Source organism: Chlamydiota bacterium, from assembly GCA_012729785.1.
Taxonomy (GTDB): Bacteria; Auribacterota; Tritonobacteria; order UBA1439; family UBA1439; genus UBA1439.
Genome location: JAAYCL010000021.1, coordinates 25,237 through 42,397, shown reverse-complemented (window position 1 = coordinate 42,397; position 17,161 = coordinate 25,237). Strand labels below are relative to the sequence as shown.

The window sequence follows — 17,161 nt, the reverse complement described above, 5'->3', positions numbered from 1 at the left end:
CCTCAGCGCCCCTCCCCCACCCGGTAGAGCGTGTACTCGGGCCCCGTGGAACGCGACGGCTCGGGCCGGAAGACCTTCACGACCGTCCCCCTCCCCGCCAGCCCGGCGTAGAAGTCGTGTAAAAACCTGAACCGCTCCGGGAGGATTTCACGCGCCCGGTAGCGGTAGGCGCCGGTCGAGGAGGCGAGCACGTAGTCGTAGTCGTCGATCGACTCGAGCTGCGCCTTCATCCGCTCCGGCGTCATCCACTCCTCCTCGTACCCCCTGCCCCCGCCGAGCATATGGAAGCCGCGGGGGTGCAGTATCCGCGTGACGTCGAACCCGCGGCGCCCGCGGGCCGCGCGCCGTTGCAGATCGAAGTAGAGCCCCGTCTTTTCCCGGTAGCCGAACTCCTGCCGGGGCTCCCGCTCCTTCAGGCGCTGCTCGCGCCGGACGCTCTCCTCCGTCTGGGGCACGGGGGCGTCGTCGGCGAGGATTCTCGCCTCCGCGGGGAGGTGCTCCTCGATCCAGCGCGCCGCGAGGAACCGGGTCTCGGGCAGGACCATCAGCCGGACGAGACGGGCGCTGGCCCCGGCGCCGCCGAGGGCAAGCGCGACGGCCGCCGCCGCGAGGAGGGCCGCCGCCCGCCGCGGCCGGGCCGCTGCCGGGGCGAGGAGTCCGGCGGCGCGCGCAGCCGCCGCGTCGAGCAGCGCCGCGGCCGCGAGGGCGAAGAACGGGTAGCAGACGAGCATATACCGGTCGTAGAAAAGGCGCGAGCGCCCGATGACGAGGTAGAAGGCCGTCGGGAGGGCCGCGACCAGGATATCCTCGCGCCGGTGCCGCAGCCAGAGGAACACGGTGCCCGCGAGGGAGATCCAGGCGAGCGGCGCGGTCATCCCGACGGGCATATGGCGGCGGGCGAACTCCAGATACAGGTTCGGGATCCGCTGCCAGCTGTACTCGCCCACCTGGAGCGGCTGGGACGCGAGGAGGGAGACGTTCGCCGCGAACTCCTGCGGCGCGAGGATCGGGAAGGGGCAGACGAGGAGGAAGGCGGCGCCCGCCGCGGCGAAGGCCCCGAGCAGGGCGGCCCAGGAGGAGACCCGCGTCGGGGGCGGGACCGCCGCGGCGACGAGGGCGAGTGCGAAGGCCCCGGTGTACTTCGTCCCCATCGCCGCGCCCGCGAACGCCCCCGCGGCGAGCAGCGGGCGGACCCGGCCCGTCTGGAGGGCCCGCGCCGCGCAGACGGCGGCGGCGAGGACAAGGCACAGGAGCAGCGGCTCGGTGCAGCCGTAGTGCGCGTACTTGACGCCGAGGGGCATCACGGCGAAGAGGAGGCAGGCGGCGAGGCCGACACGCGGCGAGCAGACGTTTCTGCCGAACCGGTGGAGGAGCAGCACCGCGGGGACGGAGAGGAGGACGCTCAGGCCGCGCGCGATGATGTAGAAGGCGCTCGGGTCGACCAGGTACTGAAGGATGAACTCCTCCGCGCCGCGGAACCAGCCCGCCGCCGCGCCGAGGAGATAGTAGGCACCGTACAGGGCGAAGAGGAGGTAGCTGTAAAGCGGGGGATGGAAGAACCAGTGCGGGTTGGGATCCCCCGACCCGTATTTCAAGGCGGTATAGATGAACTCGTCCTCCTCGATATAGGTCTTGTCGGGCAGCTGATGGGAGAGCCCCCAGGCGCGGAGGACGACCGCCAACACGACGATCCCCCACAAGATCAGGCGTTCCCAACGGGCGGTTTCCGAGGAAGCCGCCTTGCCGCCGCGCACGCGCATCATCGTCCCCCCTTGCTCCGGCGGAGCGCGCCGATGACCCTCCGAACCACCGTGCCGAGCGGGGCATAGATCAGCGCCCCCGCCGAGGTCCGGTGCCCCCCCCCGTCGAACAGACGCGCGACGGCACCCACGTCGGTCCGGTCGAGCGCCCGGAGGCTGACCCGCACGCGCGTCCTCTCCTCCTCGCAGAAGACGACGATGACCCCCACCCCGCGTATCGTGAGCGGGTAGCGAGTGAACGACTCGGTGGCCCTGGGGTCGACGCGCAGCCGCCGCCAATCCCGCTCGCGGATTGCCATCCATGCGATACGCCCCCCCGCGGCGGTTTGGAGCCCCGACAGGGTGGCTCCCGCGAGCCTCAGGAGCGCCGGGGATTCGTTCCCGTAGATCTTCAGCCACGCCGATTTCGGGTCGACCCCTTGCCGGAGGAGCACCGCAGCGATCTCGTGCGTGACGGCGTCGGTCCCGAGGAAATTGAACGACACCGTGTCGGTGTGGATGCCGGTGTAGAGGGCGAGCGCCGAGGACCGGTCGATCGTCTGCCCGCACGCTTCGTAGAGCTCGTAGATGAGCTGCGCGGTCGAGCAGGCTCCGGTATCCACCAGGCGCGTCTCCGCGTCGACGGTATTGCCGGGGTGGTGATCGATGCAGACCCTCGGCACCCGGAGACGGCGCGACGCCTCGTCGAGCGCCCCGAGCCGGTCGTTGGTGCTGGCGTCGAGCACGAAGAGGGCGTCGGCGGCGCCGAGGACGGCGTCGTGGACGGGCCGGTAGCTCCGCAGCGCCTGCGCGCCGGGGAGAAACCGGTAGGTGTCCGGGACCGGGGACGGCATGACGCCCGTCGCGCTCCGGCCCATGGCCCGGAGAAGCCGGAGCATGGCGAGCGTGGACCCGATCGCGTCCCCGTCGGGGTAGACGTGGCTGGTCACGACGAAACGCCGGCCGGCGTCGATGATCCCGCGTATCCCGCCCCAGTCCGCCACTCCCCCTCCTCTCCTTCCGCCGCAAAAAAACGGCCCCGCGCCGTTGACAGGAACGCGGCGGGAGCCCTATAATAGCCGAATACTGCTCGCAGCGCAACCTGAAGAAACCGCCCGGCTGCCGATGAAACAGAACGGATCCGGAGAGAAACGGCCCGACCTGAAGGGACTGACGGACGGGACCGCCTCCGCGGCGTCCCCCGCGAACGTCGGGAAGCCCGCGCCTTCGTCTCGTCTGGAGCCCCGCGTCCCCCCCTCCGCGCCGCGCCCGGCCGCCGCCGGTCCGGTGCCCGATCCGCCGGAGCCTTCCGCCCCGGCGTCCGGCTCCCGCCTCATCACCGTCGTCCTCTGTGTTCTCGCCGTCGCCGAACTCGCGGCGGCGCTCTACTTCTACTCGCGGTTCTACTCCCAGAGCCTCCTCTCCAGCTCCCTGCAGAAACAGATCGAGGAGGCGGCGGTTGCCGCGCAGACCCAAACCGCCGAGATCTCCCGGCAGGCGGAGATGCTCGCGGCCCTGAAGAGCGAGTTCTTGAAGGTTGACGGGGAGCGGCGCGTGCTGCGCACGCGCATCGAGGAGCGGCAGAAGATCCTCGCGGAGTTTCAGTCGCGCCTGAAGCTGGCCTCCGAGAAGGCGGCGGCCACGGCGGCGGGCCTCGCGCGCCAGGAGCAGATCGCCTCCTACCTCCGCACGCGGCTGAAGGAGAGCAAGAGCACCGAACTCCAGCTGATCGAGCGGCTCGAGGCGGCCGCGCGGGAGAAGGCCGACCTCGTCGCCAAACTCGCCCGCGCGCGGGACGGCGAACCGGATCCCGGTGCGGCCGGGGAGATCTCACTGAAAGAGACCGTCGTGACCGACAGCGCGGGGGGGCCCCGTGAGATCGCCGGGCAGGTGCTCGTCTCCCACGAGAAGTACAACTTCGTCATCGTGAACCTCGGAAGCGAGGACGGCATCGCCCTGGGAGACACGGGGGTCATCGAGGCGCAGGGCGTCCGCGTGGGGACCGCCAAGGTCAAGAAGCTCTACCCGCGGATGTGCCTCGCGGACGTCGCCGTCTCCTCCCCGGATCAGAAAATTGAGAAGAACGCGGTCATAAAGTTCTCCCGTCTCCCCCAAGACGGCGGCGCATGAACATCGCGCCTCCTGTGGAATCCCGGGCCGTGGCTGGCGGGGGGGGGGCTTCCGCGAGACGTGTGCTTCCCCTGAGATCCATCGTGGGCGCCGCGGTGGTGATCGACGCCACCCTGATCGTCCTCGCCGATCTTCTCTCCTTCTCCTTGCGCTACGGCATCGACGTGCGCGAGGAGAACTTCAAGGCCTACTGGCGGATCGCGGTGTTCGTGGTGCTGCTCCGCCTGATCTGCCTCTACGTCTTCGGCCTGTACGAGAAGCCCAAGTACAAAACCGTTTTCGAGAATGTCACGAACATCGCGAAGGCGATGACGGTGAGCACCCTGTTCATCATCGCCGTCGCCTATTTCTCCCAGTCGTTCGCCTACCCGCGCACGGTCATCCTCATATCCTGGCTGCTCACCGCCGCGTTCATCACCGGCTGGCGGCTGCTGGTCCGGCGCGCGATCAATATCCTGGTGGGCCACAACTACTTCGTCTCCCACCTCCTCATCGTCGGCACCGACCGGAGCGCCCTGCGGCTGATGCTCCAGATGACCCGCCGGGCGGGGATCAAGACCGAACTCGTCGGCTACATCGCCACCGACGGGAACGAACCGGAGGTCGACCGGGAGATGATCCTGGGGACGGTGGAGGACCTCCCCTCGATCATATCCAGCCGGCCGGTGGACGAGGCGGTCATCTCGTCGCCGGACCTTCCGCGCGAGCGGGTGGCGGAGATATTCTCCTACTTCATCAACACCGACATCATATTCAAAACGGTCCCCGACCTGTACGAGGCGGTGGTCGGCAGGGTGGCCGCGACCGCCGCCGCGAAAAACATCCCGCTCATCGAACTCACCTTCGCGCGCTATGGGCGCGGCTGGTACCACGGCTTCAAGCGGGTGCTCGACATCGCCTTCTCGCTCGCCGTGATCGCCGTCGCCGGTCCGCTGCTGATGCTGCCGATCGCCCTGATCGTACGCCTCACCTCGCGAGGCCCGATCCTGCACATGCAGGAGCGCGCGGGACTCCACTGCCGGCCGTTCACGATGCTCAAGTTCCGCACGATGACCGTCGACTCCGAGAAGAACACCGGCCCGGTCTGGGCCGCGCCCGACGACGCCCGCGTGAACGGTTTCGGACGGTTCCTCCGCCGGACGCACCTCGACGAGCTTCCGCAGTTCTTCAACGTGCTGAAGGGGGAGATGAGCATCGTGGGGCCGCGGCCGGAGCGCCCGCACTTCGTGCGCTCGCTCATCCGGTGCATGCCGTTCTACACCGAACGCCTCGAGGTGAAGCCGGGCATCACCGGCTGGTCGCAGGTGAATCTGCAGTACGCATCGACCATCGAATCCAACGCCGAGAAGCTCGTGAGCGACCTCTACTACATAGAGAACATGTCGCTCCTGCTCGATCTCTGGATCATGCTCAGGACGATCGTCGTGATGCTCGGCGGGCGCGGCATCTGAACGCCGGCATCTCCACACGCCGGCCTCACGTGTCTTGGGGGAAGCGCGGCAGCGACCGGCAGGCGCCCTCGGGGACGAGCCGCCCGCGCAGCGCAGCGTAGATCCTGGGGCCGAGGATCGCCCGGCCGATCTCCTTCCCCCGTTCCCGCATGAAACGCCCCGCGATCCTGCCTGGTCTGCCCGCCGCGAAGACCGCCGCAGCCTCGGGGCCGTCCCCGCGTTTCAGGCAGATCCTTTTCAGATCCATCGGCTCCGCGGGGACCTTGTTGTAGCCGAAGCGGGAGCCGCAGATCGCCGTGTAGCCGGCCTCCGCGGCGTACGACGCCGTCGCGCGGCTCCGGTACCCCCCGGGCAGGGCGAGGTACTGCACCGGCGCGCCGAGGCGGTCCTCGATGCGCCGTTTCGACGCGGCGAGTTCCTCGCGGGCCGAGGCGGCGGCCAGGCTGGCGTGCGTCATCCCGTGCGACCCCACCTCGAATCCGGCCTGCCGCATCTCGGCGAGCGCGGTCCAGTCCACCCATCCCTTGCGGCCGACCATCCCCGCCACCGGGAAGATGACAGCCGTGAGATCCGCTCCCGCAAGCGCCGGGAAGAGAACCGTGGCGGCGCTCAGGAGCCCGTCGTCGATGGTGATCACGCAGCCGCCGGCGCAGTATCCGCCGCGGGCGAGGAATTCGCCGAGCGTCACGGAACGGAACCCGGCCTCCCGGAGTGCGGCGATCTGCGCGCGGATACGCGCGGGGGGGAGGGAGTAAAGCGGGTCGCGGATGGCGTCGCCGCTCTCCTCGGCGCCATGGTAGAGCAGTATGGGACTGGCGCGCCTATTCATCGCCGGGAAGGACCGTGATTTCGCTCGTCGCGCCCGAGGAGACGAAACGGAACACGGTGAGCTCGGGCCTGCAGAAGAACCGGATCGGGCGGGCCTTCCAGCCCGTCCCCCTGCTCACGTAGAGCAGGGTTTCCTTGACGCGGTAGAGCCCGGCCATGTACGGTCCCCGGCGCGCGTAGGCCGAAAACCGGCGCAGCGCCGGAATGCCGAGCTGGGTCCCGTGCGTATCCCCGGAGAGGACCATCCCCGCCCCGCGGATCGCCGCATGCTTTATCTCGGCGGGACGGTGGGCGAGCACGAGGACCGCCTCCCCCTCGGGGATCTTGTCGCGGTACGACCCCCAGGGGAAGTCGGGCCCCGCGCCGACGAGCCAGAGGGCGCGGTCTCCCCCGCCCGGAAGCCGCAGCGGCACGACCTCGTTCACCAACAGCGCCACCCCCGCCTTCCGCCATGCGGGGTCGCGCCACCGGTCGTTGATGAGGGCCTCGTCGTCGTCGCCCGGGATCGCGTAACTCCAGAGACGGGGGGCGGCGCGACGGGCGAACCGCCAGAACTCCTCGAGCGCCTCCCTGCGCGACACGAGGTCGCCGGTGTAGAACAAGACGTCGGGGCGGATGCGGGCGAGCGTCCGTAGGATCTGCTCCTCGAGAAACCCGCACGCGCCGCGGAGATGGAGGTCGGAGAGCTGGGCGATGGTGAGGGGGCCCAGCGACGCGGCGAGGGCGGGGCTGGCGACCGTGACGCGTTCCATCTTGAGCCAGTTCGGCTCGAGCACGAACGCGTCGACAAACCCCGCTCCCAGCGCCGCGCACAGATATGCGGTGAATGCGGAGACGGCGAGGAGCAGCTTGCGCATCACTCCCCTTCGGAGGGCAGATCGAACTCGAGGGCGGGCGCCGCGGGGGCGGGCGCATCCCCGCGCTCCCGCGCCGCCGGCGCGTCCGCCCGCACCGAGCCGAACGACGGACGGAACAGTGCCGCCAGCCTGCCGGCGAGGAGGTACCCGAGACCGAGGCCGAGACACGCGCCGACGACGAGCAAAATGATCTTCTCCGGGCCGTGGGATTTCGAAACCGCCCGCTCGGAGGAGGAACCGATCCGCTCCTTGACGCGTATCCTGACCAGCGGGCGCCCCTGCTCGTCCCTAGTCACCGTCGGGCCCCTCTCGCCCGGCGTTCCGGAGCGGGATCCTCACCGGCCTCGGAACGTTGCGTGTCTTGTCGCCCTTCGGGGCGGGTTTCGTGAGGATCCCGGATGCGGTGCTCTTGACGAGGTCCTCCATCTCCTGCGACTCCGCGGCCATCGCCGGCGCGGATTTCTCCGCCTTCCGCGAAACGATGGCGATCTTCCCCACCCTCCACTGCTGCGCGGAGTCGCGGTTGAGGTACGGCTGTTTGATGTAGTCCACCGGGAGTGTCGGCTGCTCCTCGGTGTAGACCCCGTCGGACCAGCGGTAGGTGTTGACGTAGCGCGCATTCGTGTTCAACTCATCGCGCACCTTGAAGAGCCCGACATTGACGAAGTAGTTCCCCGGCGGAACGTCCTGCGGCACGGGGACGTGGAGGGGGCCCTCCGTGTGCATGCGCCCGACCTCCCAGGTGGTCGTGGAGCGGAACGGCCTGCGCTCGACGTGCATCGCGTAGTGCGGGGGTTCCTCACCGATGACATGGATGAAGAGCGAGTAATCCTGGCGGAACTTGCGCGCGAGGCTGAAGGCGGCCTCCATCCTGATCGCCGTTCCGGGGACGGCGGTCGCGGGGCATTTGAGCTTCTCGAAGACCACAAACGGCTCGTCGAACCAGCCCGGCTTCCTCCCCTCCTCCGCCACCAGCTTGATGTCGTCGACGACCGCGGTGAGAAACCAGTCCTCCCGTTCGGGGAGCCCCGACGCCCAGAATCCGAGGTGGGCGATGTTGCCGATATCGATCCGGGTGGCGATATCGACGACCGGCAGACGCATCCGGAACGCGGAACCGTTCGAACCGTTGGGGGCGGAGGCGTTTTCGCGGCGCGCGGGCACGGGCGTCTGCGGGCCGGCGACAGGCGTAGGGCCGTTTTCCGTCGCGGACGCCCAGTCGCCGTGCGCCCCCCTCTCGACGTTCACCCTCTCGAGTTCGTCGAGCCTGCGCTGGAACCTTCCGCCGCCCGCGTCCTTGATCTGGATCGACACGTGGCTTCCGTCGTAGGCGCGGGGGGAGAACTGGCCCTGGAAAAGAAACTCGAGGTAGTCGTACTGCCCCCAGTCGGTGTACTCGGGAGGGGCGCTCTCGAAGAAGCTCTGCATCATCACGATGGGGAGGTAGGTGTTCGACGGAAACGCGAGGCAGCCCGAGTAGTCCCCGCTGAGGGCCTCCGCCCCGCCCACGAGTCCGAGCTCGCCGCGCCTGCCCGACTCCCATTTCTTCACGTCCCCGAGGGTCTCGAAGTCGCTCAGCAGCAGTTCGACCCGGCTCCCGTTCTCGATCCGCCGCGGGGCGGTCACCTCCACCGAACCGACGATCCAGTCCTTGATCTCCCGATTGGCGTACGGTTCGCGCATGAAGACCCGCTTGACGGGATCGACGACATGAAACAGCCCCATCTGGATCAGGTAGGTGCCGGGGGCGAGCCCGCGGGGGATCTCGAAGGTCACGGGCCCCAGCTGCACGTCCTCTCCCACGACCCAGCGCTGCGAGGGGATCTGCGGGGCGGCGTTGGCGTTTACCAGGATCCCCTTCTGGTCCCACCCGTCCGCGGGGTACTCGTCCATCACCGCGTCGGACTCGAGCAGGTGCAAGAAGATCCGCTCCTCGTCCCAGATGTTCTGGAGAGGCGTGACAAAGGCGAGGACCCTGAACTGGTCGCCCGCCTCCGCCTTGGCGGGGGCGACGATCCGGTTGAACTTGAAGCGCGGCTCCCCCGGCCTGAGGAGACTCAGCGGGAACGCGACGCCCGCGCCGAGGGCGAGCAGAACGGCGGCAAGACACGCACCTCTCTTCAGGAAGGCCATGGCAACTTTCCCCTGCCTGTTAGTGTATCCCGATCCGCCGCGGCGGTCAATCGGTTGTTGCGTTCGTGCAACGCGCCCCGGGCCTCAGAGAGAAAGCGCGCAGCGCGACGCGCATCGCCGATCCGACCTGGCGATCCCGCGGCGGAGGGCGCCATACCCCGGGCGCCCCATCATCGCGCAGGTCAGACGCTTCCCCTGCTCCACCCCCGGCTGGTCGAAGGCGTTGATCCCCCTGAGTTCCGCGGCGAAGACGGTCTGCATCTGGAACAGATACAGGAGCGCCCCCAGCGCGCGCGGCGAGATCCGGTCGAGGGTGATCGTCATCGAGGGGCGGCCCGCCTCCGCGAGGGCGAGGGCGGTGGCGCGCTGCTCGGCGCCTATGAGGTCGTCCATCGTCGCGCCGCCGAGGTAGTCGAGGGCGTCGTCGCCGGGCGGCGCCGCGGGGATCCGGACGGTCCTCCGGTACCCGCGCACGCCCAGGAAGGTGATCACCTTGTCTGCGGGCCCCTCCATGTAGAGCTGGATCTGCGAGTGCTGGTCGGTGGCGCCGAGCGCCCGCACCGGCGTCTGCCCGGCGTGCACCACCGCCCCCGCGCGGTCGAGGCGCTTGCCGAGGCTCTCGGCCCAGAGCTGACGGAACCAGTCCGCGACGCCGGCCAGGGCGTTGCTGTACGGCATCATCACGGCGATCGTCTTCCCCCGCTCGACGCAGGAGATATGCTGGAGCGCGGCGAGGAGGAGAGCGGGGTTGTAGGCGAGCCCCGGGGCGAGACAGGCATCGTGCGCGGCGCGCGCGCCGTCGAGGAGGGCCCCGATGTCGATCCCGGAGACCGCGGCGGGGAGAAGGCCGACCGGGCTCAGCACCGAGAACCTCCCGCCCACGTCCGGCGGCACGCTGAAGAGCCGGTATCCCTCGCGGAGGGCGAACGCCCGCAGGGCCCCGCGCTCGGGGTCCGTCGTGACCACGACACGCCGCCGGGTCAGGCGCGTCCCGAGCCGCCTGCGCATCTCCTTGAGGAAGACGAGGCACTGCGCCAGCGTCTCGGCGGTCCCCCCCGACTTCGTCACGACGCTCACGGCGGTCTTCTTGAAGTCGAGCAGATCGATCGCCCCCGCGACGAACTCGGGGTCGACGTTGTCGAGGACGAAGACGCGGGGACGCCTGTTCCGTTTCTCCCGGGGGAGGAGGTTGTGAAACGGATGGGCCAGTGCGGCGTGCAAGGCGGCGGCGCCCAGCGCGGAACCGCCGATCCCGAGGACGACGAAGGTGTCGACCTCGCCGGCGATCTCGTCGGCGACGCGCCGCACCTCGTCGGCGACCGCGCCCGCGAACGGGAGCTTCGAGAAGCCCAGGCCGCCGGTGCGCACCGCCGCGGCGACCGACAGCGCCGCGGTCCGGCCGCGGCGCGCGATCCCGCGCAGCTCCGCCGGCCGGATGCCGTGCTCGGGACCGATGCACGCCGCCATCATCTTCGTGTAGTCGATCTGAATCCCGCAGGTGCGCATCGTTCCCCTCCCCGCCCCCGCCGCCGTCAGTAGGCGGCGACCGCCTCGATCTCCACGTCGACCCCCCCGGGAAGGCGCGACACCTCGATGCACGATCGTGCGGGAGGGCCGGAGGCGAAGTAGCGCGCGTAGATCTCGTTGAACTCCTTGAACTCCTCCATCCTCCTGAGAAAGACGGTCGTCTTGACGACCGACGGGTAATCGAGCCCCTGCGCGTGGAGGATCGCCCCCAGATTCTCGAGCGCCCTCCTGGCCTGGATATCGATCCCCCCGGCCACGACCTCCCCGCTCCGGGGATCGAGGGGGATCTGTCCGGAGATGAAGAGCAGGTTGCCGACGCGCACCGCCTGGGAATACGGCCCCGACGGACGCGGCGCCTTGTCCGTGCCGACGATCGTGTGCGTCATTCGTCCTCCTCCCCCCGCCCGCCGCGCGGGACAGGCGCCGCCGGTCACGGGCCGTAGTAGACGTAGGGGCGCGCGTAGTGCGAGTAGATGTACCGGTAGCGATAGAGGTAGTACGGGATATAGCTCACCACGCAGGTGAGCACCGACCCGATCGGCTTGGCCTGCGCCTCCGTGAGGAGCGAGTAGGCGCGTTCGATGTCGATCGCCTGCGTCCAGCCGGCCCGCACGATGAGCAGGGTCCCGTCGAGCTGCTTCCCGAGCACGCTCGCGTCCGTCACCGGGATGATCGGGGAGACGTCGAAGACGATGTAGTCGAACTCCGACCTGAGGCGCGTCACCATCCTCCTCAGGCGCGAGGAGGAGAGGAGCTCGGACGGGTTCGCGGGCCCCTTGCCCGCGGGGATGGCGTAGAGCCCCCCCGCGATCGGACGCTGGAGAAAATGTTCGAGGTCGAAGTCCTTGGTGAGGATCTCCGAGAGGCCCGGCTCCTTCGGGATCCCCAGCAGCTTGTGGATCGCGGGCTTCCGCATGTCGGAGTCGATCAGGATGGTCTTCTTTTCCGGTTCCTGGGCCAGGGCGAAGGCGAGGTTGCAGCTGGTGATCGTCTTCCCCTCCGAGTGCAGCGCGCTGGTGAGCTGGATCGCCTGGAGCGGCTTGTCGGGGGAGAGCGAGAGGAGATTCGTCCGGATGGTCCGGTACTGCTCGGCGACATGGCAGGACGGGTCCGAGAAGACCACGATCCGCGAGTCGATCCCCTCGTCGGTCGGGTCGGGGTCGGCGACGTACGACCGGGTGGTGATCTCCTCCTGGAGACTCTTCTTCTTCTCAAGGAAGAACGACTTGATCTTCCCGAGATCGAATGTGTCGGGCATCGCGCTACCCCCCCCCGGACGGCGTCAGGCGGTGAGGATGTACTTCGCCACCACGCCGAGGAAAATAAAGATGATGAAGACCAGCAGGCTCACGAGGCCGAGCCGCTTCTTGGACTTGTTGAACTCGTCCTCCTCCACGGTCAGGATCCTGCTCACCGAACCGATGACCGGGAGATCGATCGCCGCCCGCAGCTGCGATATCTCGCTGAACGAGTGGTCGGTCGCCTCGGCGATGAAGACCAGGGCGCCCCCGAAGAAGATCCCCGAGACGAGCCCGATGAGGGAGATCGCCTTGCGATTCGGCTTGAACGGCTGGATCGGCACACGGGGCCGCTCGTAGATCTCGAAGCGCACCCCCTTCTCGATCGTCTCGAGCCGTTCGGTGATCCTGGCCGTCTCGAGGCGCTCGGTCAGGTCGAGGAAGCGCTTGTTGTAGATGCCGTAGCTCCGCTGCAGATCGGTCATCTTGCGCTCCGTCTCGGGGATCTGCTGGATCTCCCGGTGGAAGTCCTTCATGTACAGCTCGGTGATCTCGAGGCGCTTCTTCAGGGAGGCGATCTCGGCCTCCGTCTGGCCGATCTCGCGCTCGATCTGCTGGTAGTTGGGGTTGATGGCGCGCGTCTCCTGCTTGACCGTCTCCTCGGTCATCTTCTCCAGCTCCTCCTGCGTCTTCTCTATCTGCTGCTGGAGCTGCTGGACGAGCGGATGGTTCTCCGTGGAGTCGAGCTTGAGCTTATGGAGCTCGATGCGCTTGTCCACGAGGGTCTTCTTCAGCTCGCGGACGATCGGGTTGATCTCCTGGATCCGCTCCGCGACGACGTACTTGTCCGTCCGCTTGAGCTCCCGCACGAGCTGCTCCCTGTGCGTGGTGAGCTCCTGGAGCTTGATTCGCGACTCGATCAGGTTCACCTGGTAGTTGGTGAAGCGCAGCACGTTGATGTTCGCGGCATCGCTCACGCCGAGCTTCTCGCCAAGCTCCCGCGCGGCGGCGATGGAGAGGACGCGCTGGTTTTCCTGTTTAAAGGTGGTGAGGTTCTTCTCGGACTCCTCGAGCTTCTGCCGGTAGATCGACCGCTGGCTCTCGAGGAACTCGATACCGATGCTCGTCTCGCGCTTCTCGATGTCGAGGTTCTCCTTGATGAACAGATCGGTCAACAGTTCCGCGATCTTCTGGCAGGTGACCGGATCGAAGTGCTCGCACCAGATGCTGAAGAAGTTCCCCCCCTGCCGCATCTCGACGCCGATCGACCTGCGCAAAGAACCGATGAGTTCCTCCATCCCCCACTCGTTCTTGAGTTGGGCATCGAGGCCGAGGCTCCGGATCACCGAGATCAGTCGCGAGCGGCTGGTGAGCTTCTCGCGGATCATCGGGAGACGTTCCTTGACAGGGGTGATCGCGGTAACCCCCTTCAGGTGGGGGTTGTCGCTCTGTTCTTCCTTCAGGCCGAGGATGGCCTCGGAACGGTACCGCGGGGGGAGCACGAAGCCGAGGCCGACTGCGACGGAGAGGAAGACGATCACCGGCACCAGGAAGAGCCACTTGCGCCTGAAGACGACCTCGATGTAGCTTCTCGCGGCGCCGGTAATCGCCGCAGCGTTGACGACCATACTGCCGAACCTCTAGGCGGGGGGGATAGCGAAAACCCCGACCCGCGTCCCGCCGCGGGCGGGGGGCTGCACGTGACCGCCGACGATCGATGCGGAGTTAGTCCCCGTCATACCAGCGGCTGGCCTTGTTGCCGCCGTGCAGATCGATACCCTTGGGGAATATGTTCATGTTCCAGGACGTGTCCCATGCGATGAGCCCCGAGTCGAACGAGGCGAGGTCGTTCGGTATCTTGGAGAGGTCCTCGATCGTCACCGAGACCTGCCTGATCACCCTGGAGAACTTGGTGAAGATCGTGGTGGGCACGTAGATGATGGTCCCCGGCTCGATGGTGATGTTGTGCTCCATCCGGCCCTTGTAGAGGATGGCGTAGACATTCACCCAGCGGTTGATCGGATCGGTCTCGTGCGGGGTGATGATCTGCACACGGCGCATCGCCGCGATCCCTTCCGAGGGGAGCCCGGCGGCGTACATCGCTTCCATCAGGCTGATATTCGTGGCTCCGATCGGGTAGATCCCCGCTCCGATCTCGCCGAGGACGTAGAACTTCTTGCTGTTGAATTCGGTGATGAAGACGCTCACGAAGGGGCGCTCGATGTAGGCCTTGAGCTTCTCCTCGATCGCCAGCCGCACCTCCTCCACGGTGAGACCTTCCGCGTAGACGACCTCGTTCGTGAGCGGAAGGATGACCTCCCCCGCGTAGCCGACCCGCACGCCGTAACTGCTGAACTCCGGATGATCGCGGACGTTGATGCTGATGACATCGCCGGGGCCGAGCATATAGGCCCTGCGCTGCTTCTGGCGCATCAGCACCTCCTCCTGGGCGATCTCGGAGGCGTCCTGATACAACGCCGTCGACGCCGTTTCCTCAAGGTCCGGTGTCGATACGGACGGATCGACCGGCACGGCCTCGCCCCCCTCCGCCTCCCCCGCCCCGGGGGTCTTGGGCCAGTTGAATTTGATGTCCGGGTATTTCTGTTCGAGCTCGTTCCTCCGGGCCGCCTGTTCGCCGGGCGTCTGTCCGAGGCACATTGCCGAACAGAGAACACCGGTGCATATGATCAGGGACACAAGCCTCGCGCGCATTAGACCACCCCCTATTTGATAATCAACGTGTGACGACCATAGCCTCATCGTTATCGGCGGCGGAGAAGAAGACCTCCTTGCCCGGATAGACCTGCGCCTTTTCGCTAAGGAACCAGGCGGGGACAACGTGCTGTTTGAGTATCATCTTGGCCACGCCTTCGACCGAACCGTACGGGCACACCGCCGCAAAGCGCAACTGGCCGAACGCCTGCTCCCATCGACTGAGCTCGGCGCCGTCGGCCGGGAGCGGAAGGGTATTGAACTCCCCGTAGTACGCCATCCACTCCGGCGCGTTCGTCATCAGGATCTCTCCGGCATGCATCCTGCTGTGCATGTCAGCCATGGTGCGCAGTCGATTCTCGTGCCATCGATACGCAGCCGCGCTCGGCGGCGTCGCCATCAGCGCGGATACGAACGGAAGAACGTTAAGCGCGATGAACAAAACCGTCAGCCTGCTTTTCACCAGTGGCGAATCGGAGCGGTACCTCTGAATAAGCTCCTGGAACGTGAGGCTGCCGACGAGTATGGCGCCGGGCAGAAACGCCCCCATCGCTTCCGTATCGCCCTGCCCGAGCAGCGAAAAGAGTATGACCGCCCCCAAGCCGTACCATAGGAAATGCTTGACCCTGCCAATCCCTTGGCCGTGGCTTTGCACAACGGGCGAAATCAGGAAAAACCCAAGCACACACGACGCACTGTAATTATTAATAAGCTTACCATAATAGTTCGCCATGTGCAAATAAACTCCCCCCCCGGCGGCGGGGCCCTGCGGCGGCCGCTCGCCGCCGAGGAAAATCGAGGAAAAAGGCTGGGCGATGAGGGCATTGGCGCCGAAATGCAGATTGCGCACCATCCAGGGCACCGACACGGCGGAAAGCCCCACCAGCATCGCCGCGATGTGCCTGAAACGCCCCTCCTCCCCCACCGCATTCTTGTGGATGATGAGGGGGAGGAGGAGGACCAGGAAAACGTAGGAGGTCAGATAACAGGCGCCCAGGACCGCCCCCACGACGAACGAGTAGAGGAACGACTTGTTGCTGTCCACGGAGATCATGAGCATGAGAAGGGTGACCATCGCCGCCGACAGGGTCTCGCCGGTGCCGGACACCGCACTGTGCAACATCGGGACGCTGAAGAGGTAGATCAACGAGGCGATGGCGAGGGTCTGGCCGCCCGACAACCTGCGCTCGAGCAGGAACAGGAGCAGCGCCGTGAGCAGGTAGAAAAATGAGGAGAAATTGGTGACGGTGCTGTCGGGGGTGGAGAGGATCGTACCCCGCTTCATCCCCGGGAGCCGCGCCAGCAGCCAGACGTGGAGCGGCGGATTCACGATGTCCGGAGGCTTGGTTAACCGCGGCAGCGACGCGTACAGGCCGGGACGCAGGATATTGGTGGTGAACCCACCCCCCCTGGCGAGATTGCGGGCCACCTGTGCCACGTCCATTGCGGCGGGGAGATTAATCGCCGCGGGGTTTCTCGCCTTGTAAACAGAGATGGGAAAGGCGAGGATGATCACAAGGATGGCGGCCGAGACGATGGTTTTGGCGCGGTGCTCGTAGCGCTTCTTCCCCTCGATCTGCCGGTAGACCCTATGCCTGCGCGCCATTCGACGCACCCCTCGCCGTCGCCGGCGGCTCTCCGAACGTCCGCTCCAGAAAACGCACGCACCGCTCAACCGCCGCCGCCCCGTGGACCGGCGACAGCTCGATGACCCGCGCCCCTGCGCGTCCTGCGAACCGCGAGAAGTCGACCATCCCGCGCGGGGGCGGGAGATGGTCCCGGCACAGGAGCACGTCGTGCACGTGGAATCCCCTCAACACCGCTCCGGCCGCATCGAGATACTCCTCGTGCCGACAGAAGCCGAGGTTCTCCATCACCTGCGCGTGCCCGATATCGTGCCAGTAGCCCACGGGGCCACCGGCGAACCTGCGAAGGATTTCGCGAAGCTCGCCGTACGACGGGATCTCCCGATGGTAAAACCTGTTCTCGACCGCCAGCGCCAGGGCCGCGTCCGAGGCCGCCCCGCACAACTCGTCGAGGCTCCGGAGGGCGGCGCTGAAATGCGGCCCCCTCTTCGCCGCGCGCTGCGCGCGCATCCGGCCGAGGATCGACTCCCATCGGGGCGTGCCCCGCAGCCCGGCCCGGTACAGCCCGATCAGCTCCCGCGTCCGGCAGGAAACCTCCACCCTGCCCAGGTGAAGTATGAGCGTCCCCGCCCCCAGCCCCGCCGCGGTCTCGATCGACCGCCGGGTCGCCTCCACGGCGCGCCTCCGCTCGCCCTCATCGAGGGACGAGAGCAGGAGCGCCTCCGACCGCGCCCGCCCCGCGGGGGCGTTCTCGGGGACCGGGCAGAAGTTGTGGACGCTCACCACCCGGAACCCCATCGCGCGGCAGGCGGACGCGTAGTCGCGCACCTCCACGGGGCCGCACTGGTAGCTGAGCTCGATCTCCCGCAGCCCCATCCTCGCCAGCGTAGCGAGCAGGCCCCTCGCGGTGTACCTCCCGTCCGCGTTCCACGCGGTGGACAGGGCCGGCATGGTCCGGGA

The 17,161-nt window shown here is 67.5% G+C and carries 15 protein-coding genes; 2 read left to right on the top strand and 13 right to left on the bottom strand.

Annotated elements, in window-relative coordinates; genetic code table 11:
- Positions 1-2: 2 nt before the first annotated feature.
- Together GXY35_04630 and GXY35_04625 are read right to left on the bottom strand one after the other, a co-directional pair.
- Positions 3-1,763: a hypothetical protein gene (locus GXY35_04630; protein NLW93869.1), complete on the bottom strand. Its 1,761-nt coding sequence runs from the start codon at positions 1,761-1,763 to the stop codon at positions 3-5.
- Positions 1,760-2,743, bottom strand: coding sequence for a bifunctional oligoribonuclease/PAP phosphatase NrnA (locus tag GXY35_04625; GenBank protein ID NLW93868.1), 984 nt, complete (start codon positions 2,741-2,743; stop codon positions 1,760-1,762). The genes GXY35_04630 and GXY35_04625 overlap by 4 nt, the downstream gene beginning before the upstream one ends.
- A 121-nt stretch (positions 2,744-2,864) precedes the next feature.
- On the opposite strand from GXY35_04625, the gene GXY35_04620 reads away from it, so the two are divergent.
- Both GXY35_04620 and GXY35_04615 read left to right on the top strand, forming a co-directional pair.
- Positions 2,865-3,869: a hypothetical protein gene (locus tag GXY35_04620; protein ID NLW93867.1), complete on the top strand. Its 1,005-nt coding sequence runs from the start codon at positions 2,865-2,867 to the stop codon at positions 3,867-3,869.
- Between the two features lie 62 nt (positions 3,870-3,931).
- The gene (locus GXY35_04615) at positions 3,932-5,320 is read left to right on the top strand and encodes a sugar transferase (GenBank protein ID NLW93866.1); all 1,389 of its coding nucleotides are present in this window, start codon (positions 3,932-3,934) and stop codon (positions 5,318-5,320) included.
- Between the two features lie 25 nt (positions 5,321-5,345).
- Here the strand turns inward: GXY35_04615 and GXY35_04610 are convergent, their stop codons facing one another.
- The 11 genes from GXY35_04610 to GXY35_04560 all read right to left on the bottom strand — a co-directional run bounded on the left by GXY35_04610 (position 5,346) and on the right by GXY35_04560 (position 17,152).
- Positions 5,346-6,149: a polysaccharide deacetylase family protein gene (locus GXY35_04610; protein NLW93865.1), complete on the bottom strand. Its 804-nt coding sequence runs from the start codon at positions 6,147-6,149 to the stop codon at positions 5,346-5,348.
- Positions 6,142-7,005, bottom strand: a complete 864-nt coding sequence (locus tag GXY35_04605; GenBank protein ID NLW93864.1) for a hypothetical protein — start codon at positions 7,003-7,005, stop codon at positions 6,142-6,144. The genes GXY35_04610 and GXY35_04605 overlap by 8 nt, the downstream gene beginning before the upstream one ends.
- A complete protein-coding gene (locus GXY35_04600) occupies positions 7,005-7,301 on the bottom strand; it encodes a hypothetical protein (GenBank protein ID NLW93863.1) in 297 nt (98 codons plus the stop codon). Before GXY35_04600 ends, GXY35_04605 begins: the two co-directional genes overlap by 1 nt.
- Positions 7,294-9,138 carry a hypothetical protein gene (locus tag GXY35_04595; GenBank protein NLW93862.1) on the bottom strand — a complete coding sequence of 615 codons (1,845 nt, stop codon included), beginning with the start codon at positions 9,136-9,138 and terminating at the stop codon, positions 7,294-7,296. The genes GXY35_04600 and GXY35_04595 overlap by 8 nt, the downstream gene beginning before the upstream one ends.
- Positions 9,139-9,222: 84 nt before the next feature.
- Entirely contained in the window at positions 9,223-10,644 is a 1,422-nt protein-coding gene (locus GXY35_04590) for a glucose-6-phosphate isomerase (GenBank protein NLW93861.1), read from the bottom strand.
- A 26-nt stretch (positions 10,645-10,670) separates the two neighbouring features.
- The gene (locus GXY35_04585; GenBank protein NLW93860.1) at positions 10,671-11,051 is read right to left on the bottom strand and encodes a RidA family protein; all 381 of its coding nucleotides are present in this window, start codon (positions 11,049-11,051) and stop codon (positions 10,671-10,673) included.
- Positions 11,052-11,095: 44 nt separating this feature from the next.
- Complete coding sequence (locus tag GXY35_04580) at positions 11,096-11,923, bottom strand: CpsD/CapB family tyrosine-protein kinase (GenBank protein NLW93859.1); 828 nt, start codon at positions 11,921-11,923, stop codon at positions 11,096-11,098.
- 24 nt (positions 11,924-11,947) lie between these two features.
- The gene (locus GXY35_04575) at positions 11,948-13,531 is read right to left on the bottom strand and encodes a hypothetical protein (protein NLW93858.1); all 1,584 of its coding nucleotides are present in this window, start codon (positions 13,529-13,531) and stop codon (positions 11,948-11,950) included.
- Positions 13,532-13,628: 97 nt separating this feature from the next.
- A complete protein-coding gene (locus GXY35_04570) occupies positions 13,629-14,615 on the bottom strand; it encodes a polysaccharide export protein (protein NLW93857.1) in 987 nt (328 codons plus the stop codon).
- A gap of 22 nt (positions 14,616-14,637) precedes the next feature.
- Positions 14,638-16,221, bottom strand: coding sequence for a hypothetical protein (locus GXY35_04565; GenBank protein NLW93856.1), 1,584 nt, complete (start codon positions 16,219-16,221; stop codon positions 14,638-14,640).
- Positions 16,205-17,152, bottom strand: coding sequence for a TIM barrel protein (locus GXY35_04560; GenBank protein ID NLW93855.1), 948 nt, complete (start codon positions 17,150-17,152; stop codon positions 16,205-16,207). The genes GXY35_04565 and GXY35_04560 overlap by 17 nt, the downstream gene beginning before the upstream one ends.
- Positions 17,153-17,161: the final 9 nt, after the last annotated feature.